Source organism: Klebsiella sp. 2019SCSN059 (assembly GCF_021739525.1).
Classification (GTDB): Bacteria; Pseudomonadota; Gammaproteobacteria; order Enterobacterales; family Enterobacteriaceae; genus Klebsiella; species Klebsiella quasipneumoniae.
Genome location: NZ_JAKKOM010000005.1, coordinates 97,575 through 122,273, shown reverse-complemented (window position 1 = coordinate 122,273; position 24,699 = coordinate 97,575). Strand labels below are relative to the sequence as shown.

At 57.4% G+C, this 24,699-nt stretch carries 26 protein-coding genes and 1 other RNA gene; 12 read left to right on the top strand and 15 right to left on the bottom strand.

From position 1 onward, the window contains the following. The first annotated feature begins 58 nt into the window (after positions 1-58). Entirely contained in the window at positions 59-760 is a 702-nt protein-coding gene (locus tag L2I46_RS08345) for a pirin family protein (RefSeq protein WP_023291096.1), read from the top strand. Between the two features lie 24 nt (positions 761-784). Beyond that, positions 785-952, top strand: coding sequence for a hypothetical protein (locus tag L2I46_RS08340; RefSeq protein WP_004206134.1), 168 nt, complete (start codon positions 785-787; stop codon positions 950-952). 73 nt (positions 953-1,025) lie between these two features. Here L2I46_RS08340 and L2I46_RS08335 read toward each other — a convergent pair whose 3' ends face one another. The 5 genes from L2I46_RS08335 to garL all read right to left on the bottom strand — a co-directional run bounded on the left by L2I46_RS08335 (position 1,026) and on the right by garL (position 5,921). Beyond that, entirely contained in the window at positions 1,026-1,433 is a 408-nt protein-coding gene (locus L2I46_RS08335) for a Spy/CpxP family protein refolding chaperone (RefSeq protein WP_032454162.1), read from the bottom strand. Positions 1,434-1,582: 149 nt separating this feature from the next. Beyond that, positions 1,583-2,446 (bottom strand): mechanosensitive ion channel domain-containing protein, encoded by an 864-nt coding sequence (locus L2I46_RS08330; protein WP_032454163.1) that lies wholly within the window; start codon positions 2,444-2,446, stop codon positions 1,583-1,585. A 1,156-nt stretch (positions 2,447-3,602) separates the two neighbouring features. After that, positions 3,603-3,985: RNase P RNA component class A (gene rnpB, locus L2I46_RS08325), an RNA gene on the bottom strand. A gap of 248 nt (positions 3,986-4,233) precedes the next feature. After that, on the bottom strand, positions 4,234-5,124 hold the full coding sequence (garR, locus tag L2I46_RS08320) for a 2-hydroxy-3-oxopropionate reductase (protein ID WP_032454164.1): 891 nt from the start codon (positions 5,122-5,124) through the stop codon (positions 4,234-4,236). Positions 5,125-5,150: 26 nt separating this feature from the next. After that, the gene (gene garL / locus L2I46_RS08315) at positions 5,151-5,921 is read right to left on the bottom strand and encodes a 2-dehydro-3-deoxyglucarate aldolase (RefSeq protein ID WP_236947739.1); all 771 of its coding nucleotides are present in this window, start codon (positions 5,919-5,921) and stop codon (positions 5,151-5,153) included. A 564-nt stretch (positions 5,922-6,485) separates the two neighbouring features. Here garL and garD point away from each other — a divergent pair. Next, positions 6,486-8,057 (top strand): galactarate dehydratase, encoded by a 1,572-nt coding sequence (gene garD, locus L2I46_RS08310; protein ID WP_236947737.1) that lies wholly within the window; start codon positions 6,486-6,488, stop codon positions 8,055-8,057. Between the two features lie 73 nt (positions 8,058-8,130). On the opposite strand, the gene rsmI is transcribed toward garD, so the two are convergent. Then, positions 8,131-8,994 (bottom strand): 16S rRNA (cytidine(1402)-2'-O)-methyltransferase, encoded by an 864-nt coding sequence (gene rsmI, locus L2I46_RS08305; RefSeq protein WP_004144878.1) that lies wholly within the window; start codon positions 8,992-8,994, stop codon positions 8,131-8,133. A 63-nt stretch (positions 8,995-9,057) separates the two neighbouring features. Here rsmI and L2I46_RS08300 point away from each other — a divergent pair, with 63 nt between their 5' ends. Genes L2I46_RS08300 through dolP form a run of 4 tightly spaced genes read left to right on the top strand, consistent with a single transcriptional unit; the run spans position 9,058 to position 12,711 of the window. Next, positions 9,058-11,166 carry a penicillin-binding protein activator gene (locus L2I46_RS08300; protein ID WP_236947735.1) on the top strand — a complete coding sequence of 703 codons (2,109 nt, stop codon included), beginning with the start codon at positions 9,058-9,060 and terminating at the stop codon, positions 11,164-11,166. After that, entirely contained in the window at positions 11,124-11,510 is a 387-nt protein-coding gene (locus L2I46_RS08295; protein WP_023291104.1) for a YraN family protein, read from the top strand. Before L2I46_RS08300 ends, L2I46_RS08295 begins: the two co-directional genes overlap by 43 nt. Positions 11,511-11,535: 25 nt before the next feature. Next, entirely contained in the window at positions 11,536-12,126 is a 591-nt protein-coding gene (gene diaA, locus L2I46_RS08290) for a DnaA initiator-associating protein DiaA (protein ID WP_002918211.1), read from the top strand. A gap of 9 nt (positions 12,127-12,135) precedes the next feature. Next, the gene (gene dolP / locus L2I46_RS08285) at positions 12,136-12,711 is read left to right on the top strand and encodes a division/outer membrane stress-associated lipid-binding lipoprotein (RefSeq protein WP_023291105.1); all 576 of its coding nucleotides are present in this window, start codon (positions 12,136-12,138) and stop codon (positions 12,709-12,711) included. Positions 12,712-12,831: 120 nt separating this feature from the next. On the opposite strand, the gene L2I46_RS08280 is transcribed toward dolP, so the two are convergent. Further along, on the bottom strand, positions 12,832-13,872 hold the full coding sequence (locus L2I46_RS08280; RefSeq protein WP_023291106.1) for a permease: 1,041 nt from the start codon (positions 13,870-13,872) through the stop codon (positions 12,832-12,834). 75 nt (positions 13,873-13,947) lie between these two features. Beyond that, positions 13,948-14,595 carry an NAD(P)H-binding protein gene (locus L2I46_RS08275; RefSeq protein ID WP_032454169.1) on the bottom strand — a complete coding sequence of 216 codons (648 nt, stop codon included), beginning with the start codon at positions 14,593-14,595 and terminating at the stop codon, positions 13,948-13,950. A gap of 128 nt (positions 14,596-14,723) precedes the next feature. Here L2I46_RS08275 and L2I46_RS08270 point away from each other — a divergent pair, with 128 nt between their 5' ends. Further along, positions 14,724-15,260, top strand: a complete 537-nt coding sequence (locus L2I46_RS08270; protein ID WP_236947733.1) for a type 1 glutamine amidotransferase domain-containing protein — start codon at positions 14,724-14,726, stop codon at positions 15,258-15,260. Here the strand turns inward: L2I46_RS08270 and L2I46_RS08265 are convergent. Continuing rightward, positions 15,222-15,665, bottom strand: a complete 444-nt coding sequence (locus L2I46_RS08265; protein WP_023291108.1) for a YhbP family protein — start codon at positions 15,663-15,665, stop codon at positions 15,222-15,224. The genes L2I46_RS08270 and L2I46_RS08265 overlap by 39 nt on opposite strands. 49 nt (positions 15,666-15,714) lie before the next feature. On the opposite strand from L2I46_RS08265, the gene L2I46_RS08260 reads away from it, so the two are divergent. Beyond that, positions 15,715-16,005, top strand: a complete 291-nt coding sequence (locus L2I46_RS08260) for a GIY-YIG nuclease family protein (RefSeq protein WP_032429219.1) — start codon at positions 15,715-15,717, stop codon at positions 16,003-16,005. On the opposite strand, the gene L2I46_RS08255 is transcribed toward L2I46_RS08260, so the two are convergent. Beyond that, entirely contained in the window at positions 15,992-16,495 is a 504-nt protein-coding gene (locus tag L2I46_RS08255; RefSeq protein ID WP_023291110.1) for a GNAT family N-acetyltransferase, read from the bottom strand. The genes L2I46_RS08260 and L2I46_RS08255 overlap by 14 nt on opposite strands. Further along, entirely contained in the window at positions 16,489-17,013 is a 525-nt protein-coding gene (gene ubiT, locus L2I46_RS08250; RefSeq protein WP_002918231.1) for a ubiquinone anaerobic biosynthesis accessory factor UbiT, read from the bottom strand. The genes L2I46_RS08255 and ubiT overlap by 7 nt, the downstream gene beginning before the upstream one ends. Positions 17,014-17,234: 221 nt before the next feature. On the opposite strand from ubiT, the gene ubiU reads away from it, so the two are divergent. From ubiU to L2I46_RS08235, 3 genes are all read left to right on the top strand, one after another. Continuing rightward, a complete protein-coding gene (gene ubiU / locus L2I46_RS08245) occupies positions 17,235-18,230 on the top strand; it encodes a ubiquinone anaerobic biosynthesis protein UbiU (protein ID WP_004206164.1) in 996 nt (331 codons plus the stop codon). 5 nt (positions 18,231-18,235) lie between these two features. Then, complete coding sequence (locus tag L2I46_RS08240) at positions 18,236-19,114, top strand: U32 family peptidase (RefSeq protein ID WP_023291112.1); 879 nt, start codon at positions 18,236-18,238, stop codon at positions 19,112-19,114. A gap of 143 nt (positions 19,115-19,257) precedes the next feature. Further along, on the top strand, positions 19,258-20,265 hold the full coding sequence (locus tag L2I46_RS08235) for a luciferase-like monooxygenase (RefSeq protein WP_017899898.1): 1,008 nt from the start codon (positions 19,258-19,260) through the stop codon (positions 20,263-20,265). A gap of 44 nt (positions 20,266-20,309) precedes the next feature. On the opposite strand, the gene mtr is transcribed toward L2I46_RS08235, so the two are convergent. From mtr to nlpI, 4 genes are all read right to left on the bottom strand, one after another. Next, on the bottom strand, positions 20,310-21,554 hold the full coding sequence (mtr, locus tag L2I46_RS08230) for a tryptophan permease (protein ID WP_032454170.1): 1,245 nt from the start codon (positions 21,552-21,554) through the stop codon (positions 20,310-20,312). 143 nt (positions 21,555-21,697) lie between these two features. After that, on the bottom strand, positions 21,698-23,629 hold the full coding sequence (deaD, locus tag L2I46_RS08225) for an ATP-dependent RNA helicase DeaD (protein ID WP_023291114.1): 1,932 nt from the start codon (positions 23,627-23,629) through the stop codon (positions 21,698-21,700). After that, positions 23,622-23,702, bottom strand: a complete 81-nt coding sequence (gene yrbN / locus L2I46_RS08220; RefSeq protein ID WP_085903200.1) for a protein YrbN — start codon at positions 23,700-23,702, stop codon at positions 23,622-23,624. Before yrbN ends, deaD begins: the two co-directional genes overlap by 8 nt. A gap of 104 nt (positions 23,703-23,806) precedes the next feature. Further along, on the bottom strand, positions 23,807-24,691 hold the full coding sequence (gene nlpI, locus L2I46_RS08215) for a lipoprotein NlpI (RefSeq protein ID WP_004206169.1): 885 nt from the start codon (positions 24,689-24,691) through the stop codon (positions 23,807-23,809). Between the last annotated feature and the right edge of the window lie 8 nt (positions 24,692-24,699).

Genomic DNA, 24,699 nt, shown 5'->3' with positions numbered 1-24,699 from the left:
CTAACAATACAGCGTCCATACCTTTACCATTGATTTAGTGTAAAGAGAGGTCAAGAACATGATTACTACCCGAACAGCCAAACAATGCGGACAAGCAGACTTCGGCTGGCTGCAGGCCCGCTACACCTTCTCCTTTGGCCACTACTTCGACCCAAAATTACTGGGCTTCGCGTCCTTACGCGTTCTCAATCAGGAAGTGCTGGCCCCCGGGGCCTCGTTCCAGGCCAGAACGTATCCCAAGGTCGATATCCTGAACCTGATTCTGGAAGGCGAAGCGGAGTATCGCGACAGCGACGGCAATCACCTGCAGGCCAGGGCCGGCGACGCGTTGATTATCGCCACTCAGCCTGGCGTGAGCTATAGCGAGCACAATCTGAGCAAAGAGCAGTCGTTAACGCGAATGCAGCTATGGCTCGATGCCTGCCCGCAGCGGGAAAACCCGCTGCAGCAGAAAATCGAGGTCGCCAACGCGCCGCTACAGCTGCTGGCCTCACCGGATGGGGGGAATAATAGCCTCCAGCTTCGCCAGCAGGCCTGGGTCTATCACATCGCGCTGGAAAAAGGTGAGCAGATCAACGTGCAATTGCATGGCCCGCGCGCCTACCTGCAGTCGATCCACGGCACCGTCCATGCCGTCGCGCAGGAACAACCCAAACAGGCTCTCACCTGTGGTGATGGGGCATTTATTCGTGACGAAGCTAACATTACCCTCGTCGCCGATACGCCGCTGCGCGCTTTGCTGATAGATTTACCGGTGTAACAACGGAAGGGATGGAGTCTGTCAGTGAGTAAGAAGAAAAACAGAAAAAAGGCGTCTCCGACGCCGCTAGCCCCGACGCCGCCGGAAACCGTCGGCGTCGTCAGCTTTGGTTATGATGAGATGCTTAGCGAACTGGAAGCCATCGTCGCCGAGGCGGAGATTCGCCTGCGGGATGAAGAAAGTCTCGCCTGAAGCTGCAGCATGGATTATTCGGCTATCGTTGGTGGCCTGCCGCTAATACCGGCCCCGAAAGGGGCTGATGGCATTATTCACTCAGCGCGTCGGCAAGATCTTTTTTCACCTGGGTGCGCTGCTCTGGCGTCAGTACCTGATTCACATCAAAATAGTACTTCACGCGATAATAACGTACCTGTTGATCAATTTTACTGAATGCCGCCAGCTGATCCTTCACCGCTTTCTCATTCCATTTACCGGAATCAATCACGTTAATCAGCGCGCCATCTTTAATGTCTTGCTGTGAAATCTGCTCAACGTTTTTTTCCATTTGCTGATGCAGACTGTTAATTTTGCTCACCTGATCGGAAGTCAGTTTTAAGTGCTGAACGATAGGGTCCTTAGCGGGTGCTGGCGCAGTCACTTCCGCGGCCTGCGCCGCCAGCGAAAAACCTGCAACGGCGGCGGTCAATAATATAGCTCGTGATACTTTTGTCATTTTATTATCCTGTATAAGTGCGTCATGATAAGACGCACTATTATTCCCTGAACAATAATGGCGATGTGTAAAAAAGCATGAACATAATTGTAAAAGAGGTTGAATGCATTCATAGATCAAATGATCTATAAGCTAAACATCCACATTGTTTATTTTTTTAGGTCCGATAACGTCGAGGTGGTTAAATTAATATCCATCCGTTGCGCGGCGAGGGTGATCTGATGTTCATCGAGCGCTTCTTTAATCGCCTCAAGAAAATCAAAATAAGTCTCCCAATATTCGCTATTTTTCACCCAGACACGAACAGTAAAGTTAAGTGTGCCCGGCATCATTTCAAGCAGACGAACCGTAGTACCACGAGATTGATCGATTCGCTTTTCACTATCAATGATAGCCTGAATGACCTGCTTAACCTGCACAATTTTAGTCTCGCTGGCCACGCCGAGGGTCAGATCGATTCGCCGAAAAGGATGGCAGGAATAATTCACAATACTGTCGGCGATGACTTTACCATTAGGAATAATAACTTCTTTATTATCAACGGTTAGTAGCGTTGTTGAAAAAACATGTACGGACTGCACCATACCAGAAATCGCGCCGACCTGTACAAAATTGCCGGCCCGAAAAGGACGTAAAGTGACTAACAGAACACCAGCGGCAAAGTTAGAAAGCGAACCTTGCAGCGCCAGACCAATTGCCAGCCCTGCCGCGCCAATAACCGCGATGATGGAAGACGTCTCAATCCCTACCCGACCTAATGCGGCGATTATCGCAAAAGCCATCGTAATATAACGAACGAGCGCAGCAAAGAAATGAACGATTGTCGCATCGACGTTGCGTCGTAAGAGAATTTTCTCGAAGGCTTTAGCGAGGACTTTTGCAAGCATTCGCCCGACAAAAAGAATAATCAGCGCTGCCACGATATTCCAGGCAAACTGCATAATTGTTTCACCATGACCGATAAGCCAGGCTATTGCCGATTTGAGCTGCGGGAATAATACTACATTTTTCACGTCTATCACTCCTGTCTGGATAACCTATAAACCTGCTATCCATTAAGCTGAATGATGACCGCTGCAAATCAGGGAATGGAGACTAACGGATAGACAATAAAACATCGTAGCGTGACAGTATTAACGAATCCGGTGTTTAAAGCAGCCAAAAAACTGTTTAAAAGTGGATATTCTACAAACCTGATTTACAACCGACTGAAATTAAAAATAAACACCTTCGTCGAGAGGTTTTATAGAGATAGTTGAAACTCACCGATAAGCCGCTTTCTTTGGGTATAGCGTCGTGGACAGTCATTCATCCGCGTCACGGATTCAGATAGCAAAAACCCCGCCGAAGCGGGGTTTTGACATAAAGCGGTGAAACTGACCGAGAAGCCGCTTTCTTTTGGGTATAGCGTCGTGGATAGTCATTCATCTGCGTCACGGATTCAGATAGCAAAACCCCGCCGAAGCGGGGTTTTGCGTAAAGCGGTGAAGCTGACCGATAAGCCGCTTTCTTTTGGGTATAGCGTCGTGGACAGTCATTCATCTGCGTCACGGATTCAGATAGCAAAACCCCGCCGAAGCGGGGTTTTGCGTAAAGCGGTGAAGCTGACCGATAAGCCGCTTTCTTTTGGGTATAGCGTCGTGGACAGTCATTCATCTGCGTCACGGATTCAGATAGCAAAAAACCCCGCCGAAGCGGGGTTTTGACATAAAGCGGTGAAACTGACCGATAAGCCGCTTTCTTTGGGTATAGCGTCGTGGACAGTCATTCATCCGCGTCACGGATTCAGATAGCAAAACCCCGCCGAAGCGGGGTTTTGCGTAAAGAGGTGAAACTGACCGATAAGCCGCTTTCTTTGGGTATAGCGTCGTGGACAGGCATTCATCCGCGTCACGGATTCAGATAGCAAAAACCCTGCCGAAGCGGGATTTTGCGTAAAGAGGTGAAACTGACCGATAAGCCGCTTTCTTTTGGGTATAGCGTCGTGGATAGTCATTCATCTGCGTCACGGATTCAGATAGCAAAACCCCGCCGAAGCGGGGTTTTGCGTAAAGCGGTGAAGCTGACCGATAAGCCGCTTTCTTTTGGGTATAGCGTCGTGGACAGTCATTCATCTGCGTCACGGATTCAGATAGCAAAACCCCGCCGAAGCGGGGTTTTGACATAAAGAGGTGAAACTGACCGATAAGCCGGGTTCTGTCGTGGACAGTCATTCATCTAGGCCAGCAATCGCTCACTGGCTCAAGCAGCCTACCCGGGTTCAGTACGGGCCGTACCTTATGAACCCCTATTTGGCCTTGCTCCGGGTGGAGTTTACCGTGCCACGGACTGTTACCAGCCGCGCGGTGCGCTCTTACCGCACCCTTTCACCCTTACCTGATCCCGCTTGCGCGGGCCATCGGCGGTTTGCTCTCTGTTGCACTGGTCGTGGGCTGTGACACCCCCCAGGCGTTACCTGGCACCTTGCCCTATGGAGCCCGGACTTTCCTCCCCTCCGCCCGTCTCCCCCCGAAAGAGGACGACGACGAAGCGGCGACTGTCTGGTCAGCTTCGGCGCGCAGTATAGTGGGTTTACCGCCCGTTGTCATCCCTCTGTCGTCATCCCGCCCTGCAGGGCGGCAGCGCTATTGCGCGACGCACGAGAAATATTGTCCAACGCGCGCGAAACGCCGCTTCCTGCGTCGCAACCGAGGTAAACACGCGGAAGACGACGCCGATACCGCGTCCAGGCTCGCCCCGCCGTGGCAGTCTGATACTGTTGCGCCAGGCATAACCACCGGGCCGCGCAGAGCTCTTCTTGTTAGCGAGTCACTTCCACTTTCGCCAGCTTTTCGTAGTAACAAGCCAGCGCGCTATGGTCAGCGGTGCCCAGACCGTCCGCACGCAGCGCCTGCATCATCTCCATTACCGCCGCCGTCAGCGGCAGCTGAGCGCCCACGCCGTGGGAGGTATCCAGCGCATTGGCCAGATCTTTAATATGCAGATCGATCCGGAAGCCCGGCTTGAAGTTACGATCCATCACCATCGGCGCTTTGGCATCCAGTACGGTACTCCCCGCCAGACCACCGCGGATCGCCTGATAAACCAGATCCGGATTGACGCCGGCTTTGGTGGCCAGAGTCAGCGCTTCGGACATGGCTGCGATGTTCAGGGCGACAATCACCTGATTAGCCAGTTTGGTCACATTGCCCGCGCCGATGTCGCCGGTATGCACCACGGAGCCGGCCATCGCTTTCATCAGCTCGTAATATTTGTCGAAGATCGCCTTGTCGCCGCCGACCATTACCGACAGGGTGCCGTCGATCGCTTTTGGTTCGCCGCCGCTTACTGGCGCGTCCAGCATATCAATGCCTTTAGCCTTCAGCGCTTCGCTGATTTCCCGGCTGGCCAGCGGCGCAATAGAGCTCATGTCGATCACCACGGTGCCCGGTTTCGCGCCTTCAATAATGCCGTTCTCCCCCAGCGCCACCTCTTTGACATGCGGCGAGTTCGGCAGCATGGTGATGATCACGTCGCACTGCTCGGCAATCGCCTTCGGCGTGGTCGCGGTCTCTGCGCCCGCGGCAATCACGTCGGCAATCGCTTCCGGGTTACGGTCAGACACCACCAGCGAGTAACCCGCCTTCAGCAAATTTTTGCTCATCGGCTTGCCCATAATGCCAAGACCGATAAAACCCACTTTGATTGTCATATTGTTCTCTCTCTTCATCCTGGTGACTATTTTTTAAAGGCATCAGCAAGTTTCTGGGTTGCGGAACGGAAGACGCCCAGATCGCTGCCGACGGCGACAAAAGAGGCGCCCCACTCCAGGTAGCGCCGCGCATCGGCCTCCACCGGCGCCAGAATGCCGCTTGGCTTACCGTGCTTCTTCGCGCTGGCGAAGATATGCTGGATGGCGCGCTGCACCTCAGGATGGGCGGCATTGCCCAGATGACCTAGCGCGGCGGCCAGGTCGCTCGGGCCGACGAACAGGCCGTCGACACCTTCGGTCGCGGCAATCGCCTCGACGTTGTCCACCCCGATCTGGCTCTCAATCTGTACCAGAACGGAAATGTTCTTATTGGACTGGGCGAAGTAGTCCGGCACGGTGCCGAACATATTGCCGCGATGGGAAACGGAAACCCCGCGGATCCCTTCCGGCGGATAGCGGGTAGAAGCCACCGCCTGCGCCGCCTGTTCAGCCGTCTCGACAAACGGCACCAGGAAGTTATAGAAGCCGATATCCAGCATGCGCTTAATAATGATGGGCTCGTTGGTCGGCATGCGAACCACCTGAGCGCTGGAACTGCCTTTCAGCGCCATAAGCTGCGGGATAAGCGTGGTGACGTCGTTCGGCGCGTGTTCCGCGTCCAGTACCAGCCAGTCGAAACCCGCCAGACCCAACACCTCGGTGCTAATCGGATTGGCCAGCGCGCACCAGCAGCCAATCTGCACCTGATGAGCCGCCAGCGCGGCCTTAAATTTGTTCGGGAAAATTGCGTTATCCATGATTTTTACCTTGCGTTAACCGTTGCTAACTTCTGCAATTCATTCGTTATATCACCAGCCCGGCGAGAGAGCCCCATTAGGCTGGAAAAGCGTATCGCCTGACCCCAAATATTATCCGCAGAGTAAACCGGCGAATGGGTGTCCTTTTTTATTCCCTGACCTTGAGTCCGGAAAATGTAAGCCCATCGCAAATTAACCATTTTTTATTATTCATTAGGTCACGGCTAAATTATTAACCCGCGATTCAAAGGCCAACCATGCAGATATCGGACGTCACAAAAACACGACTCAGTATAGTCAGCGCCAACTCGCCAGACACTATGCATAAACACAATATAAATACATTTTTTAAAGCTTAAGTTGGGCAATCGCCTTAAGCCATGGGCGCTAATCCACACTTCTTACGATTGCCCGCCCACCGCACGCGTCCATGGCGATAAGGAGTGATTTAGATCACATCTTCATACCGACACACCTGACATTCTTTATTTCATTATTCTGCTCTACCGCGCCAGAATGACCATTTAATTATATTTTTAGCACCTGTTTGGAGATAACTGGACAATGGCCGATATTTCAATTCGACAACCATCGCCGACCGCGTTTTATATAAAAGTTGACCCAACAGATAATGTGGCGATTATTGTCAACGATCGGGGATTGACCGCCGGAACGCGTTTTCCGGACGGCCTGACGCTCATCGAGCACATCCCTCAGGGGCATAAAGTCGCCCTGGCGGATATCCCTGCCCGCGGTGAAATTATCCGTTACGGAGAAGTCATTGGCTTCGCGGTGCGCGACATCCCCCAGGGAAGCTGGATTGACGAGTCGTTAGTGGAGTTGCCTACCGCCCCGCCGTTGAACACCCTGCCGCTGGCCACCAAAGTGCCCGCCCCGCTACCGCCGCTGGAAGGCTACACCTTCGAAGGCTACCGCAATGCCGACGGCAGCGTGGGCACCAAAAATCTGCTGGGTATCACGACCAGCGTGCACTGCGTTGCGGGCGTGGTCGATTACGTGGTGAAACTCATTGAACGCGACCTGCTGCCGAACTATCCCAACGTCGACGGCGTGGTGGGTCTGAATCACCTCTATGGCTGCGGCGTAGCGATTAATGCGCCAGCGGCGGTGGTGCCGATTCGCACCATCCACAATATCGCCCTTAACCCGAACTTAGGCGGCGAGGTGATGGTCATTGGCCTTGGCTGTGAAAAGCTGCAGCCCGAACGCCTGCTGCAGGGGACGGAAGATGTCAAAAGCATCCCGGTGGACAGCGCCAGCATCGTCAGCCTGCAGGATGAAAAGCACGTGGGCTTTAAATCAATGGTCGATGACATTCTGCAGGTCGCCGAGCGCCATCTGGCGAAACTCAACCAGCGTCAGCGGGAAACCTGCCCGGCCTCTGAGCTGGTGGTGGGTATGCAGTGCGGCGGCAGCGACGCTTTCTCCGGCGTGACCGCCAACCCGGCGGTGGGTTACGCCTCCGATCTGCTGGTGCGCTGCGGCGCGACGGTGATGTTCTCAGAGGTGACCGAAGTCCGCGACGCTATCCATCTGCTGACCCCGCGGGCAATCAACGAAGAGGTAGGTCAACGCCTGCTGGAAGAGATGGCCTGGTACGATAACTATCTCGACATGGGCAAAACCGACCGCAGCGCCAACCCCTCCCCCGGCAACAAGAAAGGCGGCCTGGCCAACGTGGTGGAAAAAGCGCTGGGGTCGATTGCCAAATCAGGCAAAAGCGCCATCGTTGAGGTGCTTTCCCCTGGGCAGCGCCCGACCAAACGCGGCCTGATTTACGCTGCCACCCCCGCCAGCGATTTTATCTGCGGCACCCAGCAGGTGGCCTCTGGCATCACGGTGCAGGTATTCACCACCGGCCGCGGCACGCCTTACGGACTGATGGCGGTACCGGTGATAAAAATGGCGACCCGTACCGAGCTGGCTAACCGCTGGTATGACTTAATGGACATTAACGCCGGCACCATCGCCACCGGCGAAGAGACGATTGAGGATGTGGGGCTGAAGCTGTTCGAATTCATTCTCGACGTCGCCAGCGGACGCAAGAAAACCTTCTCCGATCAATGGGGTCTGCATAACCAGCTGGCGGTGTTTAACCCGGCGCCGGTGACCTGATCGAGAGCGTAAGGGTTTAACCACTTTAAGCCCGGATTTATCCGGGCTGGTTGCTTTCACTGGTTTTACAGGATCACTCCCCCTGCTGCTCCAGGGCATACTTATACAGCGCATTCTTCTTCACACCGTGGATCTCCGCAGCCAGCGCAGCGGCTTTCTTCAGCGGCAGCTCCGCCTGCAGCAGCGCCAGGGTACGCAGCGCCGCCGCCGGCAGCGCCTCTTCCTGCGCCTTAAAGCCTTCGACGATCAGCACCATCTCGCCTTTGCGACGGTTTTCGTCTTCCTTGACCCACGCCACCAGCTCGCCAATCGGCGCCCCGTGGATCGATTCCCAGGTTTTGGTTAGCTCGCGGGCCAGCACCACGTAGCGGGATTCTCCCAGTACCGCGCAGATATCTTCCAGACTCTCCACCAGCCGGTGGGTCGACTCGTAGAAGATGAGGGTGCGCGGCTCTTCTTCCAGCGCTTTCAGGGTATCGCGACGGCCTTTCGATTTCGCCGGCAGGAAGCCTTCATAGCAGAAACGATCGGAGGGCAAACCGGCGGCGCTGAGGGCGGCGATGGCCGCGCAGGGTCCCGGCAGCGGTACGACGCGAATATTCGCTTCACGACAGGTGCGCACCAGATGGTAGCCTGGGTCGTTAATCAGCGGCGTGCCGGCATCGGAGACCAGCGCGATGTTTTGCCCTTCTTTCAGTTTAGCGAGAAGTGTTTCCGCCTTTTGCTGCTCGTTATGGTCATGAAGCGCAAACAAGCGGGCGTTAATCGCAAAATGCTGCAGCAGCAAACCGGTGTGGCGGGTATCCTCCGCAGCAATTAAATCAACGGCTTGCAACACTTCCAGTGCGCGCTGCGTGATATCAGACAGATTTCCTATCGGAGTGGGCACAATATAGAGCTGCCCCTGAGAATTATCCGCTGATTCGTGTTGTTTCATTGTCTCGTCCGTATTGCCGATTTAATATTGAGCATTGAGCCAAAAAAATATCACTGGACACTTATGGTACCGTCAACATTTCTTCGTTCTAAGCCCGCGCGCTGTCTGCCCGTATTGCTGGCTACTCTTCTTTTTGCTGGCTGCGGCACCCACACGCAGGATCAAAGTACGGCGTTTATGCAGGGTACGTCGCAGGCCAACTCCAGTTTCTACTTGCAGCAGATGCAGCAAAGCACGAATGATAGCAAGACCAACTGGCAATTACTCGCCATTCGTGCATTGCTGCAGGAAGGAAAGAAGCAGCAGGCCATCGACCTGTTTAACCAGCTGCCGTCGAACCTGGACAGCACCCAGGCCCGTGAACAGTCACTGCTGGCGATAGAAGTGAAGCTGGCGCAGAACGACTATCAGGGGGCCCGTACTCTGTTGGCTAAGCTTGACCCGGCAAGCCTGGAGCAGCCTCAGCAGGCGCGCTACTGGCAGGCGCAAATCGATGCCAGCCAGGGTAAACCATCGGTTACGCTTCTGCGCGCCTTAATCGCCCAGCAGCCGCTGCTGAGCGATGCCAAACAGCGCCAGCAAAATATTGACGCAACCTGGCAAGCGCTGACCGCGATGACCCAGGATCAGGCCAATGCGCTGGTGATCAATGCCGATGAAAATACCCTCCAGGGCTGGCTGGATCTGCAGCGGATGTGGTTTGACAACCGCAACGATCCCACGCTGCTGAAAGCCGGCGTCAAAGACTGGCAGACGCGCTACCCGCAAAACCCGGGCGCCAAAATGCTGCCGACGGCGCTGGTGAACATGCAAAACTATAAGCCCGCCTCCATCAACAAGATTGCGCTTTTCCTGCCGCTGAACGGCCAGGCGTCGATCTTCGGCCGCACCATCCAGCAGGGCTTCGAAGCCGCCAAAAACGGCGCGCCGTCGGTGACGGGCAGCGCGGTTCCCGCTCAGGTCGCCCAGGCGGCGAACACGTCCGGTAATGATGACGTGGTAAGCCCGTCGCAGGCGGAAATTAGCGATCTTACGGCTACCGGAAGTCGCGCTGAACCGGTGCAGGCCCCGGCGCAAACCCAGGCAACGCCAGCCGCGGAGCCGGCCGCTCAGGCCCCGGCAGCGGTCGCCGCGCCGCAGACCACCGCCTCTCCGGCCACCCAGCCGGTCACTGCCCCGGCCGCACAGCCGCAGCCAGTGGTCGCCACCGCCGCCAACCCCTCTGCAGAACTGAAAATTTACGATACCACCAGCCAGCCGATCGGCCAGCTGCTTGCTCAGGCTCAGCAGGACGGCGCCACCCTCGTCGTCGGACCGCTGCTGAAAGAGAACGTCGAAGATGTTATCAAGAGCAATACGCCGCTCAACGTGCTGGCGCTCAACCAGCCGGAGAAGGTCGAAGGCCGCGCTAATATCTGCTATTTCGCGCTGTCGCCGGAAGACGAAGCGCGTGACGCCGCCCGACATATCCATCAACAGGGCAAACAGACGCCGTTGCTGCTGGTTCCGCGCGGCGCGCTGGGCGATCGTGTGGTCAGCGCGTTTGCCGACGAGTGGCTGAAGCTGGGCGGCGCCAGCGTTCTGCAGCAGCGTTTTGGCTCCACGGCGGAGCTGCGCGCCGGCGTTAACGGCGGAGGGGGCATTGCGCTGAGCGGCACCCCGGTCTCCACCCTGCCATCAGCGCAGAACAGCGTCCTCGGCAGTGCGGATGAGATGCCGGTTAGCAGCGGCGGCAGCGTCGACGCGGCCTACATCCTCGCCACCCCGGAACAGATTGGCTATATCAAACCCATGATCGCGATGCGCAACGGCAGCCAGAGCAATGTCACCCTGTACGCCAGCTCGCGCAGCGCGCAGGGCACCGCCGGTCCGGATTTCCGTCTGGAGATGGAAGGCCTGCAGTATAGCGAAATCCCGATGCTGGCTGGCAGCAACCCGGCGCTGATGCAGCAGGCGCTGTCTGCGGTGCGCAATGACTACTCGCTGGCGCGTCTGTATGCGATGGGCGCTGACGCCTGGTCGCTGGCAAACCACTTCACGCAAATGCGCCAGACGCCGGGCTTCGAGCTGAACGGGAATACCGGCGATCTGACGGCGACTCAGGACTGCGTGATTAACAGGAAACTGTCATGGCTCAAGTACCAGCAGGGACAAATCGTCCCGGCCAGCTAAGCAAACAGACCGGCGATGCATGGGAACACCGTGCTCGCCGCTGGCTGGAAGGCCAGGGCCTGCGTTTTATCGCCGCCAACGCCCGCGAGCGTGGCGGCGAAATTGACCTCATCATGCGCGACGGCGCCGTCACCGTCTTTGTCGAGGTGCGCTACCGCCGCAGCGCCCTGTACGGTGACGCGGCGGCCAGCGTCACCCCGCAAAAACAGCAACGCCTCCTTAAAGCCGCCCGTTTGTGGCTCTGCCGACAGAATGGGAGCTTTGAGACTGTGGATTGCCGTTTCGATGTGGTAGCCTTCACCGGAAACGACATCCAATGGCTAAAAAACGCCTTTGGCGAATAGCGTAATACCAGAAGTAAGGGATCCCGTGCTCGACAGAATCAAAGCCTGCTTTACCGAAAGCATTCAAACCCAAATTGCCGCAGCAGAAGCACTCCCGGACGCCATCTCCCGGGCGGCGATGACGCTCGTGCAGTCCCTGCTCAACGGCAACAAAATCCTCTGTTGTGGTAATGGCACTTCCGCCGCCAACGCACAGCATTTTGCTGCCAGCATGATTAATCGTTTTGAAACGGAACGCCCTGGTTTACCCGCCATTGCACTAAACACCGATAATGTGGTCTTAACTGCCATCGCTAACGATCGCCTGCATGACGAGATTTACGCCAAGCAGGTGCGCGCCCTGGGACACGCCGGCGATGTGCTGCTGGCAATCTCCACGCGCGGTAACAGCCGGGACATCGTCAAGGCAGTGGAAGCCGCCGTGACCCGCGACATGACCATCGTCGCGTTGACCGGCTATGACGGCGGTGAGCTGGCGGGCCTGTTAGGTCAGCAGGATGTCGAAATTCGCATCCCCTCGCACCGCAGCGCGCGTATCCAGGAGATGCATATGCTGACCGTCAACTGTCTGTGCGATTTGATAGATAACACTCTTTTTCCACACCAGGACGATTAAGGAGAACACATGAAGGCTCTCTCGCCCCTCGCCATCCTGCTTTCTGCACTACTGCTGCAGGGCTGCGTTGCCGCCGCGGTAGTCGGAACGGCAGCAGTCGGCACTAAAGCCGCAACGGACCCGCGTACGGTGGGAACCCAGGTCGATGACAGCACCCTGGAACTGCGCGTCAATAGCGCCTTGTCGAAAGATGAACAGATTAAGAAACAGGCCCGCATCAACGTTACCGCTTATCAGGGCAAAGTCCTGCTGACCGGTCAGTCGCCGACGCCGGACCTCTCAGCCCGCGCCAAGCAAATCGCCATGGGCGTGGAAGGAACCACGGAAGTGTTTAACGAAGTGCGCCAGGGCCAGCCGATTGGTTTAGGCACCGCCTCTTCTGATACCTGGATTACCACCAAGGTGCGTTCGCAGCTGCTGGGCACCGATCAGGTCAAATCCTCGAACGTGAAGGTGACCACGGAAAACAGCGAAGTCTTCCTGATGGGGCTGGTGACCGACCGTGAAGGCCGCGCGGCGGCGGATATCGCCAGCCGGGTGAGCGGCGTGTCCCGGGTGACTACCGCCTTTACATACATCAAATAAAGCTGCAGTTTCCCGGCTGGCGCTACGCTTAGCCGGGCTGCAGTCCCCTGTTCGTTATGTGCCGGATTAGGCGTAGCGCCGCCCGGCACACCATCCGGCTATCCGTACGTTTACAGCACACTACACCAGCGCCAGCGCACCGACAATCGCGCCGCACAGCGCCACCAGCCCGCCGGTCAGCCACAGTGCTTTGGCCGGGAAGGCTTTGCGCAGCATAATCAGCGACGGCACGCTCACCGCCGGCAACGTAATCAGCAGCGCCAGCGCCGGCGCGACGCCCATCCCTGCCAGCATCATCGTCTGGACAATCGGAATTTCCGCCGCGGTAGGGATCACAAACAGGCAGCCGGCGATCGCCATCGCGATGACCCAGAACAAGGTATTATCCACCACGCCATCGGCGTGCGGGAACAGCCAGACGCGCGCCGCCCCCAGCACCAGTACCGCGAGGATATAAACCGGGATGGTGTTCCAGAACAACGTCCACAGCGCCCGCAGCCAGCGGCTAAAGAAACCGCCCTGGGCCGCTTCCGGTTGCGCTTCAGGCACCACGGCAGGCTGCGTCGCCGCCTCTTTTACCCATTTCTGCACCAGCGTTGCGACAATCAGCACCGTCGCCAGGCCCGCCACCAGGCGAACCAGCGCAAACTGCCAGCCCAGAACAAAGCCCATAAACACCAATGTCGCCGGGTTGAGCAGCGGATTGCCCATCCAGAACGCCAGCGCCCCGCCCATCGACACCTGCTGTTTGCGCATCCCGGCCGCGACCGGCGCGGCGCAGCAGGTGCACATCATGCCTGGCAGCGAGAAAATCGCCCCCAGCAGCGTCCCCTGAAAACGCGATTGCCCCAGGGTGCGCAGCAGCCAGTCGCGCGGGATCAGCACCTGAATCAGCGACCCGAGCAGCACGCCGAGCACCGCCGCCTTCCAGACGGCAAGGAAGTAAACCATCGCGTAGTCCCACGCCGCCTTTAACGGATTAGCGTCGGCCTGGGCGAGAATGGATTTACCGATACTGTGGGTTTCCGCCGCGGTGAAGGCTTTCCCGTAGTACGGCTGCCATTTGACGAACCACAGGCCGACAATCACGACGAGAAAGAAAAGCGCGGGTTTCCACCATTGAAATGGTGACGCCGCCTGAGATGAAGACTGACCAGCCATAGCATTCCCCAGCAAGAAATGTGGATATGAATTGAAGCCGTGAATACTACGCCGGAAGCCTGCGTTTGCAAACCGCTATTCCGCCTGCCGCGCGGCGCGCTCCCGCAGCTCGGACGATGACAGAATTTGCACCCCTTCGTGAGTGGGCGACAGCGCCTCCTCCAGCAGGGCAATCGCCACGTCGCGGGCCGCAATGGATTTCCAGTTCCCCGGTAAGAGTCGGAACAGCGGTTCGAGGAAGGTCTCATTGGTCCGTTTTTTTTCCCGCTCGCCTGACAGCATCGACGGCCGGGCAATGGTCAGCCGCGGCCATCCTTGCTCGATCAGCGCCGCCTCCATTTCCCCCTTCACCCGATTGTAGAAAAACGGCGAGTGGGCGTTAGCGCCCATCGCGCTGACCACCAGCATATGCTGAGCGCCTAGCCGTTTGCCGGTCAGCGCCGTATCAACAACCAGCGTAAAGTCGGCATGGACAAAGGCCTCTTTACTTCCCGCTTCCCGGCGCGTCGTTCCCAGACAGCAGAAGACAATGTCGACCGGGTCGACCACCTGCGCCAGGGCATCGGTCAGCTGCGGATCGTACGGATTAAACACGCCTTCCGCCGGCGCCAGTGGGCGACGCGTCGGGGCGGCGATGGTGCTGATGCGGGGTTCATTCTGCAGCAGCCGGAGTAAGTGACCGCCAACTAACCCGGTCGCGCCGGTCAATAATACCTGACTCATTGATTCTCCTTTACGGAATTCTCTGCCTTGCACTTTCGCGCTCATGTTCCAGGCTTAATACCTTACAAGGTAAGTATCCACCATCATCATGGAATTACCTCATTGACCATCCAGACAGCGGAGGAAGCATGAGTAAAAAGATAGCCGTGCTCATTACCGACGACTTTGAAGATTCTGAATTTACCTCTCCCGCCGAGGCGTTTAAGCTCGCCGGGCATCAGGTCGTGACGATCGAAAAGCAGGCTGGCAAGACGGTGAAGGGTAAACAGGGAGAAGCAGAGGTCGCCATCGATCGGGCCATTGATGACGTCACACCGGGTGAATTTGATGCCTTGTTGCTGCCAGGGGGCTATTCCCCGGACCAGCTGCGCGGGGATGAACGCTTTGTCACCTTTACGCGCGATTTTGTCAACGGCGGGAAGCCGGTCTTCGCCATCTGCCACGGCCCGCAGCTGCTGATCAGCGCCGATGTGATCCGCGGGCGCAAGCTCACGGCGGTAAAACCGATCGTGGTGGATGTGAAAAACGCCGGGGGCGAGTTTTACGACCAGGAGGTGGTGGCCGATAACGAACAGCTGGTCACCAGCAGAACGCCGGACGATCTGCCGGCCTTCAATCGCGAAGCGCTACGCCTGCTCGGCGCCGGCATCGCGCCGCCAGTGTAGCTTTTTCCCGAATCCCAGCGTGTTGTCGGTAAACTTGATTTCGTCCGGACGAATCTCCCAGACCGGCGCCGACAGCATGCGGGCCACCGGGAAGCGCTTGACGTAGCGCTGGCGCATTCGCGCCTCTTCGTCGCCGCGCAGACGACGGATCTCGCCCTGGAACTGCACGCCGCGGATCAGGGCCACGGTCTTGGGCTGACCGTTGACCGTCCCGGCCACCTTCGCCCGCTCGCCGGTCATCTGGCCGTGGCGGGTGTGCTCCTCGCTGAGCAGATAAAAGGCCACGGTATCCGGGTCATAGACGTAAAAGGCATTCGCACACCACAGCTCGTCGTCACGGGAGACGCACCAGGTGACGACGTGCTGTTTACTCAGCCAGCGGCCAATGGCGGCAAGCGTATCCATCTTTCTTCTCCGTTATGCTATGGTGCATACACCTTACCATAGTGACTTTGTGACCGTGTGCTGGTTTCTGTATCTCATTCGAACCGCGGATAATCGCCTCTATACCGGCATCACCACCGATGTGCCGCGCCGCTTTCGCCAGCATCAGGCAGGGAAAGGCGCGAAGGCGTTGCGCGGCAAAGGCGACCTGCGACTGGCCTTTAGTCATGAAGTTGGTGAACACTCACTTGCTTTGCGGCTGGAATACCGCATTAAGCAGCTAACGAAGCGCGAAAAAGAGCGCCTCGTTGCCGGAGAGGATACCGTTGAAACCCTGCTGGCAAGGCTTAAAAACGATTAAAGTGGTCGCTGTATTCGACCTGGCCGTGGACACCTTCGAGGGCGTCATCCGCCAGGCGATGCACCTGGAACGCCTCCGCGCTGTCCGGCCAGCGGCAGCGGAGATCGAAGCGCGCGGCCGGTTCAAAACCAAAGCGACGGTATAACGCCGGGTCCCCCAGCGTCACCACCGCGGCATAGCCAAACTCATTCAGCGAATCCAGCCCTTCATAGACCAGCTGCCGGCCAATGCCCTGTCCGCGATAGCGTTCATCCACCGCCAGCGGCGCCAGGCCGACCCACTGCAGCTCTTCACCTTCCACCGCAACCGGGCTGAAGGCAACGTAGCCGATCACCTGGCCTTCATCATCCGTTGCCACTACCCCCAGCGTGATCAGTCCATCTTCACGCAGATCGTGCACCAGCTGCGCTTCGGCATCGCGGCCGAAGGTACGACGCAGCAGCGCGTCGATTCCCGGTGCATCAATCCCAATTTCCACTCGAATCAGCATGCCTCACCTACCGATGTCTGTTCAGGTTTCTGCGGGCTCTTCAGTCCAGCTTCGACAAAATCCGCCAGTTGCAGCAACATCACGCGCAGCGCTTTGGGCATCTGCTCGAGCTCAATGGCGTCCATCAAATTTTTTACATACAGCCCCAGCTCCGTATCGCCTTCAATAACCAGACGACGCTGGAAGAATAGCGTATCCGGATCCTGCTTGCGCGCGGCGATCATTAACAGATCGCTGGCGTCGGCGCTGAAGCTGACGTCGGCGTCGGCCTGCTGGCTGACCACCAGGCGACCATCGACTACCGAGGTATACCACAGCAGACCGATGTCACGCACATGAATACTTAACCAGCGCCCCTCGAGAAACTCCAGCTCACCCTCCGCCAGCGCCTGGCGAAACTGCCAGCTAAGCACCTGCTCCAGCACCTGGCGCTTGAGGGCAAAAGGCGCCAGCTTAACCGGCACGCTCATTAAAGACGGGCCAAAGTGGACCAGCCGGGAACGCAGTTTATCCAACACAAGCTTTACTCCATGAATGCAATTGTGCCGCTATTGTGCCATATCACATAAACAACATAGCGGCGTAAATCAACAAAAACGCGATGACGGCAGCCAGTTATTGGCGCCGCCAATACACTTTTAACTGCCTCAAATCAAAAATTGTCACCAGAAGGTTAACTAAAATCCCTGCTCGTTAACCATTCAGCGTCCCTGACGGGCCGCATTTTTCAGGAAAAATTATGGAGCTGCTCTGCCCAGCCGGTAACCTTCCGGCGCTTAAGGCGGCCATCGAAAACGGCGCCGATGCCGTCTATATCGGGCTGAAAGATGACACCAACGCCCGCCACTTTGCCGGCCTTAATTTCACCGAAAAGAAACTGCAGGAAGCCGTCAGCTTTGTGCATCAGCACCGTCGTAAGCTGCATATCGCCATCAACACCTTCGCCCACCCCGACGGCTACGCCCGCTGGCAGCGCGCGGTGGATATGGCGGCTCAGCTGGGCGCCGATGCGCTCATTCTGGCCGATATTGCCATGCTGGAGTACGCCGCGGAGCGCTATCCTCATATAGAACGCCATGTGTCGGTACAGGCTTCCGCCACCAATGAAGAGGCCATTCGCTTCTATCATCGCAACTTCGACGTGGCGCGCGTCGTACTACCGCGGGTGTTATCTATTCACCAGGTGAAACAGCTGGCCCGCGCCACGCCGGTGCCGCTGGAAGTCTTTGCCTTCGGCAGCCTGTGCATCATGGCGGAAGGCCGCTGCTATCTCTCTTCCTACCTGACCGGCGAATCGCCCAACACCGTCGGCGCCTGTTCGCCTGCGCGCTTCGTGCGCTGGCAGCAAACTCCGCAGGGGCTGGAATCGCGTCTCAATGAGGTGCTGATTGACCGCTATCAGGATGGGGAAAACGCGGGCTACCCAACGTTGTGTAAAGGCCGCTACCTGGTCGATGGCGAGCGCTATCACGCGCTGGAGGAGCCCACCAGCCTCAACACTCTGGAACTGTTGCCGGAGCTGATGGCCGCCAATATCGCCTCAGTGAAAATCGAAGGCCGTCAGCGCAGCCCAGCCTACGTCACCCAGGTGGCGAAAGTCTGGCGCCAGGCGATCGATCGCTGCAAAGCCGATCCGCAGAATTTCGTGCCGCAATCCGCATGGATGGAAACCCTTGGCTCCATGTCCGAAGGGACACAAACCACCCTTGGCGCCTATCACCGTAAATGGCAGTGAGAAACATGAAATATTCATTAGGGCCGGTCCTTTACTACTGGCCAAAAGAGACGCTGGAAGATTTTTACCAGCAGGCGGCAAACTGCAGCGCCGACACCATTTATCTCGGCGAAGCGGTGTGCAGCAAACGCCGCGCCACCAAAGTCGGCGACTGGATCGAGATGGCGAAAGCGCTGGCCGGCAGCGGCAAGCAGGTGGTGCTGTCTACCCTCGCGCTGGTGCAGGCCTCCTCTGAACTGGGCGAGCTGAAGCGCTATGTCGATAACGGTGAGTTCCTGATTGAGGCCAGCGATTTGGGCGTGGTGAACCTCTGCGCCGAACGCAAGCTGCCGTTCGTCGCCGGGCATGCGCTGAACTGCTACAACGCCGTCACTCTGCGTCTGCTGCTTAAGCAAGGTATGGTGCGCTGGTGCATGCCGGTGGAGCTTTCCCGCGACTGGCTGGCTAATTTACTGACCCAGTGCGAAGAGCTGGGTATTCGCAATCAGTTTGAAGTCGAAGTGCTGAGCTACGGCCATCTGCCGCTGGCTTATTCCGCCCGCTGCTTTACCGCCCGCTCGGAAGATCGGCCAAAGGATGAGTGCGAGACCTGCTGCATCAAGTACCCAACCGGGCGCAGCATGCTGTCCCAGGAGAACCAGCAGGTGTTCGTGCTCAACGGTATCCAGACCATGAGCGGCTATGTCTACAACCTGGGCAATGAGCTGACGTCCATGCACGGCCTGGTGGATATGGTGCGCCTGTCGCCGATGGGCAACGAGACCTTCGCCATGCTCGACGCCTTCCGCGCCAATGAAAACGGCGCTGCGCCGCTGGCGCTCACCGGCAACAGCGATTGCAACGGCTACTGGAAACGGCTGCCTGGGCTGGCGCTGCAGGCCTGATAAACCGCTCACTTTGTTAACAGCAGTGCTCAGATTTTAATGCATTATTAAAGATGCAGCTTTTCTGGCTGGCGCGTCCTGGATGCGCCAGGCTGGAAGAAGACCTTCAATCTGATGACGATGCTGTAGCAAAGTGAGCCTTTATGACTGACAAATCTGTTCCGTTCTCGGTGCTCGATCTGGCGCCGATCCCGCAAGGATCTTCTGCTAAAGAAGCCTTTACCCACTCTCTGGATCTCGCCCGGCTGGCCGAATCGCGCGGCTATCACCGCTACTGGCTGGCGGAGCACCACAATATGGTCGGCATTGCCAGCGCAGCGACCTCGGTGCTAATTGGCTATCTCGCAGCCAATACCACCACCCTGCATCTGGGGTCCGGCGGGGTGATGCTGCCCAACCACTCTCCGCTGGTGATTGCCGAGCAGTTCGGTACGCTCAATACGCTCTATCCGGGACGCATCGATCTCGGCCTTGGCCGCGCGCCGGGCAGCGATCAGCCCACCATGCGCGCCCTGCGTCGCCATATGAGCGGCGATGTCGATAACTTCCCGCGCGATGTGGCGGAACTGGTGGACTGGTTTGACGCCCGCGATCCGAACCCGCACGTGCGCCCGGTTCCCGGCTATGGCGAACGAATTCCGGTGTGGCTGCTGGGCTCAAGCCTCTACAGCGCCCAGCTGGCGGCGCAGCTCGGCCTGCCGTTCGCATTCGCTTCGCACTTCGCGCCGGATATGCTGTTCCAGGCCCTGCACCTGTATCGCAGCAACTTTACGCCCTCAGCGCGGCTGGAAAAACCGTATGCCATGGTGTGCATTAATATCATCGCCGCCGACAGCAACCGCGATGCGGAGTTTCTCTTCACTTCCATGCAGCAGGCGTTTGTGAAGCTACGTCGCGGCGAAACCGGACAGCTACCGCCGCCGGTGGAAAATATGCATCAGCTGTGGTCAGCGTCCGAGCAGTATGGCGTGCAGCAGGCGCTGCGCATGTCGCTGGTGGGTGATAAAACCAAAGTCCGCCACGGCTTAGAGTCGATTTTGCGGGAAACCGAGGCGGACGAAATCATGGTCAATGGCCAGATCTTCGACCACCAGGCGCGCCTGCATTCTTTCGATTTAGCGATGCAGGTGAAAGAGGAATTGTTGGGTTAATCAAAATCCAGGCCCGGTGGACGTCGCGCCACCGGGTAAGCCTCTTACTGGTAAACCGGCAGCAGATTAACGCTCGACAGAATGTGCACGACCGCATTGCCCAGGCCAAACAGCAGGATCAGCACAATCATCGGTGTTCCGCCCCATACGCGGAACTGTGGGCTGCCGAAGCGTTTACGCGAGGCGCGAGCCAGCAGCGCCGGTACAATCGCCGCCCAGATCGTCGCCGCCAGGCCGGCGTAGCCGATGGCGTAGAGGAAGCCATCGGGTTTCACCAACCCGCCAATCATCGGCGGAATAAAGGTCAGCAGCGCAGTTTTAAAACGCCCCAGCGCGCTGTCGTCAAAGCCAAACAGATCCGCCAGGTAGTCGAACAGCCCCAGCGTGACGCCAAGGAACGAGCTGGCGACGGCAAAGTTAGAGAACACCACCAGCAGCAGATCCAGGCTCCGGCTGTTCAGCACCCCGCTCAGGGCCTGCACCAGCACATCAATGTTGCCGCCCTTCTGCGCGATGTCGATAAACTGCGGGCGCGGGATATTGCCCATCGTCACCAGCAGCCAGACCACGTACAGACCCAGCGCCAGCAACGTACCGTAGGTTAAACAGCGGATGATGGTACGTGGATCTTTTCCGTAGTATTTCATCAGGCTCGGCACGTTGCCGTGGTAGCCAAACGAGGCCAGGCAGAACGGCAGCGTCATCAGCAAGTATGGCGCATAGGAGGCGTTCTTTTCCGCGACGTTAAACAGCGTCGTCGGCTCGACGTGCCCCAGCAGACTGCCGAAGGTCAGGAAGAAAGTGATCACCTTGGCGCCAAGCACGATAGCCGTCATGCGGCTCACCGCTTTGGTGCTCATCCAGACGATAAATGCCACCAGCAGCGCAAAGCCAAAACCCGCCGCCCGCGCCGGTACGTTCAGCGACATCTCGCTAAACGTATGATGCAGTATCGAGCCGCTGGCTGAAATATAGGCGTAGGTCAGAATATACAGCACAAAGGCGATCGACACGCCGTTGACCAGGTTCCAGCCCTTACCGAGCAGATCTTTGGTAATGGTGTCGAAGCTGGAGCCGATCCGGTAGTTAAGGTTGGCCTCGAGGATCATCAGACCGGAGTGCAACATGCAGAACCAGGTGAAGACCAGCGCCGCCAGCGACCAGAAAAACCACGCGCCGGACATCACCACCGGCAGCGAGAACATGCCCGCGCCGATAATCGTGCCGCCGATGATCACCACGCCGCCAAACAGGGACGGACGGGTTGCCGTAGTGGTTAGTGTCGCCATTTACCGAAATCTCCAGTCAAAAATACTTTCCCACGATGGGTGTGACGCACTGTACCAGTACACGAGTACAAAAGAAATAAAAAAAGCCCCAATCATGACGATCGGGGCTGTATTATTTAGTTTACGCTAGCGGGCTGCGTTAATTACGCATCGCCACCGAAGCGACGGCGACCAGCAGAGTCATCGCGGCGCGGCGCGGATGCATCGTCACGACGCGGCGCACGGCCTTCACGACGTTCGCCGCTGAAACGACGACCATCACCACGACCACCTTCACGACGCTCGCCACCGAAGCCACGACCGCCTTCACGACGCTCACCGCCGAAGCTACGACCGCCTTCACGACGTTCACCGCCGCCACGACGTTCGGTGCGCGGCTGCGCATCGCCCAGCAGCTGCATGTTCATCGGCTTGTTCAGGATGCGGGTACGAGTAAAGTGCTGCAGCACTTCGCCCGGCATCCCTTTCGGCAGTTCGATGGTGGAGTGAGAAGCGAACAGCTTGATGTTACCGATGTAACGGCTGCTGATATCGCCTTCGTTAGCGATCGCGCCAACGATATGACGTACTTCAACACCGTCATCGCGACCCACTTCAATGCGATACAGTTCCATATCGCCTACGTCACGACGCTCACGCTTCGGACGATCTTCGCGATCGCCACGCGGAGCGCGGTCGTTGCGGTCGCCACGACGCTCGAAGCGATCGTCACGGTCACGGAACTCACGACGCGGACGCATCGGCGCATCCGGCGGCACGATCAGCGAGCGTTCGCCCTGGGCCATTTTCAGCAGCGCAGCAGCCAGCGTTTCCACGTCCAGCTCTTCGCCTTCCGCCGTCGGCTGGATTTTCGCCAGCAGCGCACGGTACTGGTCCAGATCGCTGCTTTCCAGCTGTTGCTGGACTTTCGCGGCGAATTTTTCCAGACGACGTTTGCTCAGCAGCTCTGCGTTCGGCAGTTCAACTTCCGGAATGGTCAGCTTCATCGTACGTTCGATGTTGCGCAGCAGACGACGCTCGCGGTTCTCAACGAACAGCAGCGCGCGGCCGGCGCGGCCCGCACGACCGGTACGGCCGATACGGTGAACGTAAGACTCGGAATCCATCGGGATGTCGTAGTTCACCACCAGGCTGATACGCTCAACGTCCAGACCACGGGCTGCAACGTCAGTCGCAATCAGGATATCCAGACGACCGTCTTTCAGACGCTCCAGGGTCTGCTCACGCAGCGCCTGGTTCATGTCGCCGTTCAGCGCCGCGCTGTTGTAGCCGTTACGCTCCAGCGCTTCAGCCACTTCCAGGGTCGCGTTTTTGGTACGGACGAAGATAATCGCCGCATCAAAATCTTCCGCTTCCAGGAAACGCACCAGCGCTTCGTTTTTACGCATGCCGTAGGCAGTCCAGTAGCTCTGGCTGATGTCCGGACGAGTCGTCACGCTGGACTGAATACGCACTTCCTGCGGCTCTTTCATAAAGCGGCGGGTAATGCGACGGATCGCTTCCGGCATGGTGGCGGAGAACAGCGCGGTCTGATGCCCTTCCGGGATCTGCGCCATAATGGTTTCTACGTCTTCGATAAAGCCCATGCGCAGCATTTCATCTGCTTCATCCAGTACCAGGCCGCTCAGTTTAGAGAGGTCCAGGGTGCCGCGCTTCAGGTGGTCCAGCAGACGACCCGGGGTACCGACAACGATCTGCGGACCCTGACGCAGGGCGCGCAGCTGCACGTCATAACGCTGGCCGCCGTACAGGGCAACCACGTTTACGCCGCGCATATGTTTAGAGAATTCCGTCATTGCTTCAGCAACCTGTACCGCCAGCTCGCGGGTCGGCGCCAGCACCAGGATCTGTGGTGCTCTCAGCTCAGGATCGATGTTGTTCAGCAGCGGTAAAGAGAACGCTGCGGTTTTACCGCTACCGGTCTGGGCCATACCCAGAACGTCGCGGCCGTCCAGCAGATGCGGAATGCACTCAGCCTGGATCGGAGATGGTTTTTCGTAACCCAGATCGGTAAGCGCTTCAAGGATAGGAGCCTTCAGGCCCAGATCTGCAAAAGTGGTTTCGAATTCAGCCATGTAGTACGTGTGCCTCAAAATTAATGGCGGCCAGTCTACATAACTCATCGTGAAAATTTACGGTAATTTTCATTGAAAAGTGTGAACCGGCTCAAAGTAGGTGTATTAACGAACAACAACGCCCTCACCCGCGAAGGTGATGGCAAGCAAAAAACTATGGGCTGATGTGTTCGTCAGCTATTGCTGGTCCGATTCTGCCAGGTCATCTTGCTCCTGGCCCAAGAGCGATAATTCCAACAATGCGTATCGGTGCTCAACGTAGTTATGTACGTTGTTGGCGACCGCCAGTTTGAACAGTGCCGTAGCGCTGTCCTTGTCCCCCAGACTTAGGTAGTACTTACCTAAATAGAAGTTGGTTTCACTGAGATGCTCAGCGAGCGAGGTGTTATCCGTTGCGTCTGCCTTCAGACGAGTCATCAGCTCTTTTTCGCTAATGTCGCCAAGGTAGAACTCGACAATGTTCCATCCCCATTGCTCTTTGTCCGACTTGTCTAAGCGCTCTCTGAGTGCTTCAAGCGCCCGCTTCTCGTCGAGTTTACGCTCGGCGATATAAAGCCACAGGCTACGGAAAGGATCATTGGGATCGTCTTGATAAAACGCCAGCAGATCATCTTGCGCTAACTTAGCCCGGCCGCCGTAATACAGGGCGATACCGCGGTTCAAGTGCGCGTAGTTGTAAGTTGGATCAAGCTCAAGTACAGAATCAAACGCTTCATAGGCAGCATCAAAATTGCCTGCCTGCGTTAAGTAAATGCCTAAGTAATTGAATACTTCAGGCATATCGGGTCGGATTGCCAGCGCTTGTGAAAAATCATTTCGCGCTAATGCCCTCAGACCGAGACTATCATACAACACTCCGCGCTCATATAAAAGCTGTGCGCGTTCGTCATCGGATAAAGCCCGACTGGCAAGAATTTGTTCCATACGTGCCAGAATCACTTCTTGCTGTAAAGTCGGTTGCAATGGTACTGCGAGGACGGCGTCCTTACGCCAGGCGGTGCTACTGCATCCTGCCAGCGTGAGAGCTGTCGCCACGAAACACCAGCGCAAAAAAGGCTTCATTTCCCACT